Source organism: Algoriphagus faecimaris (assembly GCF_900101705.1).
In the GTDB taxonomy this organism is placed as follows: Bacteria; Bacteroidota; Bacteroidia; order Cytophagales; family Cyclobacteriaceae; genus Algoriphagus; species Algoriphagus faecimaris.
Window position 1 is genome coordinate 1 of the sequence record NZ_FNAC01000067.1, and the last position, 3,896, is coordinate 3,896.

At 41.4% G+C, this 3,896-nt stretch carries 4 protein-coding genes; 3 read left to right on the forward strand and 1 reads right to left on the reverse strand.

What is annotated here, in order from left to right:
- Positions 1 to 248, forward strand: a 248-nt coding sequence (locus tag BLQ57_RS21390; protein ID WP_217639536.1) for a hypothetical protein, incomplete at its 5' end; no start/stop codon positions are given.
- Positions 249 to 728: 480 nt separating this feature from the next.
- Here the strand turns inward: BLQ57_RS21390 and prfB are convergent.
- A protein-coding gene (gene prfB / locus BLQ57_RS19925; protein WP_139162838.1) for a peptide chain release factor 2 occupies positions 729 to 1,830 on the reverse strand; the annotation gives its coding sequence in 2 pieces (ribosomal slippage) (positions 729 to 1,769 and positions 1,771 to 1,830; 1,101 coding nt in all).
- 130 nt (positions 1,831 to 1,960) lie between these two features.
- Here prfB and BLQ57_RS19930 point away from each other — a divergent pair.
- Both BLQ57_RS19930 and BLQ57_RS19935 read left to right on the forward strand, forming a co-directional pair.
- Positions 1,961 to 2,269, forward strand: coding sequence for a hypothetical protein (locus BLQ57_RS19930; RefSeq protein ID WP_139162839.1), 309 nt, complete (start codon positions 1,961 to 1,963; stop codon positions 2,267 to 2,269).
- Positions 2,270 to 2,507: 238 nt separating this feature from the next.
- Positions 2,508 to 3,677: an ATP-binding protein gene (locus tag BLQ57_RS19935; protein ID WP_087939716.1), complete on the forward strand. Its 1,170-nt coding sequence runs from the start codon at positions 2,508 to 2,510 to the stop codon at positions 3,675 to 3,677.
- The last annotated feature ends 219 nt before the right edge of the window (positions 3,678 to 3,896 follow it).

A 3,896-nucleotide genomic window follows, 5' to 3' on the forward strand; every position in this document is an offset into this window, starting at 1 on the left:
TAATCAAGCCCATACCAAGCAGCGAAAAGGATCTGCAACATCCAAACCTCCATTCTTCCAAACTTCCTGACAACTTCCCATCAATTCATCAATTCATCAGCAATCGTTTCCATCTTGCTGGCATTTACCTTGAGGTTTCCGATAAAACCCCGGGCCAGCGCTTGGACCGCTTTCATACCTTTATCCCCGGGTTAAAACCCGAGGCTATTCAATCGGTCGTGCCTACCTTTGCCGGTAGGCAGGCCTAAGGCACTTGATTATAGCTTTAGGCTTTGTTTTGGGACAAGCCGAATTTATTTTCTTAGTGGATAGCGTAACTCCAAGAAAAGCTTCAGCTTTTCAACTCGGTGAAACTCCAAAAAGCTTAAAAAGGCAAAAAGGAATACAGTGCAACAAATAGTCAAGCCATGCTAAAAAAACTTCTCCGTGAAACTCTGTGAAATTAAATGGTCATTCTGCTGGTACTAAACTTCAATCGGCTGTGTTCGCCTTGTCATCGGGAAGGTCAGAACCTAATTGGCGCAGTGTCTTCAGGTTTATCTGCCGTAGGTTCACTTGTGCCGGTTTTAAATTTATTATTTGGAATTTTTAATACATACCTTCCTTATAGTAATCAAGCCCATACCAAGCAGCGAAAAGGATCTGTAACATCCAAACTTCCAAACTTCCTGACAACTTCTCTTCAATTCATCAATTAAACACTTAATCAATTCCCCAACCCAGAACCACTATTCCTGCTCGGCTTCTTCCTCACTTTGAGCTAATAAATAAGCTTTCATAAACTCATTTAGGCCTCCATCCAATACATGTTGGGTATCAGAAGTTTCAAATCCAGTTCGGTTATCTTTCACCAATTTATAAGGGTGCAAAACGTAATTCCTGATCTGCGAACCAAAGTCCACCCGTAGTTTCGAGGACTCAATCTTGGCTATCTCAGCATTCCTTTTTTCCAGTTCCATCTGATAAAGCCTGGATTTAAGCATTTGCATGGCTTTTTCCCGGTTGGCCAACTGAGAACGCTCAATCTGACAAACCACCACGATACCCGTTGGCTTATGAGTCAACTGTACTTTAGTTTCTACCTTATTGACGTTCTGTCCACCTGCTCCTCCAGATCGAGAAGTGTGTAATTCAATGTCAGCAGGATTGATGTCAATCTCAATGCTGTCATCTACTTCGGGGTAAGCATACACTGAAGCAAAAGAAGTATGTCTTCTACCTCCTGAATCAAATGGGGAAATGCGTACCAGACGGTGAACTCCAGTTTCAGATTTTAAAAATCCATAAGCAAGCGGTCCTTCAAATTCTAAGGTTGCAGATTTAATTCCGGCAACTTCACCCTCTTGAACATCCACCTGTTTGACTTTGTAACCATTTTTCTCACCCCACATGATATACATGCGCATGAGAATGGAAGCCCAGTCATTACTCTCGGTACCTCCGGCACCGGGATTGATCTCAAGCACGGCGTTGAGCTGATCCTCTTCCGAAGAGAGCATTTTTTTGAGCTCAAGCTCCTCTACCGCTTTTTTGGCTTTGGTGAATTCTGTTTTGATTTCTTCTTCGCTGACTTCGTCAGCAGAATAAAATTCATAAAGCACCTCAAGATCCTCTATGAGTTTGTTCAATTCCTCGAAAGAGGAAGTCCAACCCTTACGGATTTGGATTTGCTTCATGGTTTTTTCTGCCTCTTCTGTATTGTTCCAAAAGTCAGGCTGTGCCGAAACGGCCTCTAAATCTTCTATCTCTGCTTTCTTCCGATCGTAGTCAAAGATACCTCCTTAAAGCCGAGGTGCGAGCTTTCAAGTCTTTCAGTTGGTCCGAAGTCATGATGTTTAGTTAAAATTTTGAATCTGCAAATTTCCTAAAAAAATCCGGTTTAGCTAACGAAATCTCCAATCATCCTAAATTATCTCAAAATAGCAGGCAGGCACTCACGTGGAAAGGAAATTTTGCCGTTGTGAATAGCTTGTTTATCCGTAGTGGATATTCACTCACCTGGGCAGAAAATAAGACCTATCTCGCTGACCTTTGTTTCGATCGTCGTTTCTCCTCCCTCCGTTCCTCGGAATTTGAAATTCCGAGGTATTATCGTAGGATTTTCAATCCAAAAACTCTTGAACCTTTGAGGTTTTTATCATCCAAAATCCTTTTTAGCGCAACGCATGCCTTCTTTATCCCCGGGTTAAAACCCGAGGCTATTCATTTGGCCGTACCTACCTTTGCCGCTACGCAGGCCTACGGCATTATGATTCGATTTATCGAGTAAACAGTTCGACAGCTTCCCATCATCCCTGCTTGTTGGGAACCCAGAACAACTCTAACTCAAAACTCCATCGAACTTCCCCTCAATTCATTATTTCGACAAGGATCTATGATGAATGTGAAAGCCATATTTCACATCTATGACCTCAATATAGACGGTAAAACGCACTCTCCAAGTGCAATTAATGGCAAAAAATGCACTATGATAGTGCGAAAATGCAAAAAATAACTTAAATAGCTGAATGGAAACGCTATTTCAATATTCCAATCAGTTAATTGCTAAGGTTGATAGTGCATTTATGCGCTATGTTTACCCTAGTATCAATTGGAGCAACAGGTTAGTAGGACTTATTGGCCCTCGGGGTGTCGGGAAAACAACCCTTATACTACAGCATATCAAAACAAGGTTGAATCCTCAGGAAACACTGTATGTTACCACTGAGGACTTCTATTTCGCTAAAAACCGTTTATCGGACCTGGCTAGCGATTTTGTGAAAGCCGGGGGTAAATATTTGTTTATTGATGAAATTCATAAATACCCAGACTGGTCAAGAGAACTTAAGCTGATTTACGATTACCATCAGGAGCTTAGGATTGTATTTTCAGGTTCGTCCATTTTGGATATCAAAAAAGGAAGCGCAGACCTAAGCCGAAGGGCAGTAATTTATCCTATGCAGGGGCTCTCTTTTCGGGAATATTTGATTCTGTTTCATCAGATAGAAGTCCCAATTTTTTCACTTGCGGAAATTATTAATCAGCAGGTAGATCTTCCCCAAATACCTCATCCACTGCCGCTCTTTCAAGACTATCTTAAAAAAGGATATTATCCATTTGCCAAAGAAGATGATTTTGATTTAAGATTGCAGCAAGTGGTCAATCAGACCTTAGAGGTAGATATCCCTGGTTATGCTCAAATGAACGTTTCGACAGGGAGAAAATTAAAGCAGCTTTTGGGTATAGTGGCACAAAGCGTGCCCTTCAAGCCCAACATGAGCAAACTGGCAGAAATATTAGCCATAAGCCGCAACAACATAGCCGATTACCTCCTCTATATGGAAGAGGCTGGAATGCTTGCTCAGCTCAGGAGCCATACAGAAGGGGTTCGAGGCTTGGGTAAAGTAGATAAAGTGTACTTGGAAAACACCAATCTGGTTTACAGCCTTGCAGGTGAAAATCAAAACAAAGGTAATGTGAGAGAGACCTTTTTTCTCAATCAAGTACGGGTAAATCATCCTGTGTGGAACTCTACAATAGGGGACTTTAGGGTGGAGGGTATGGATTTTGAGGTAGGAGGAAAAGATAAAGGAACCAAGCAAATTAAAGCTGCCAAAAAAGGATACATAGTTAAAGACAATATAGAAAGAGGCTATCTTAATACCATACCCCTCTGGCACTTTGGCTTATTGTATTAATCGGTCAACGGTTTTTAGGCATTGAGATTCCTTTACCGGTAACCTTGAACCCAGAACCATTAACAATTCCTCCTCAAGACCTAAATGGCGCAATATATTCAGATTTATCTACCGTAGGTAGACGTGTGCCTGTTCGAAATTTATTATTTGGAATTTTTAATACATACCTTCCATATAGTAATCAAGCCCATACCAAGCAGTGAAAAGGATCTGCAACAT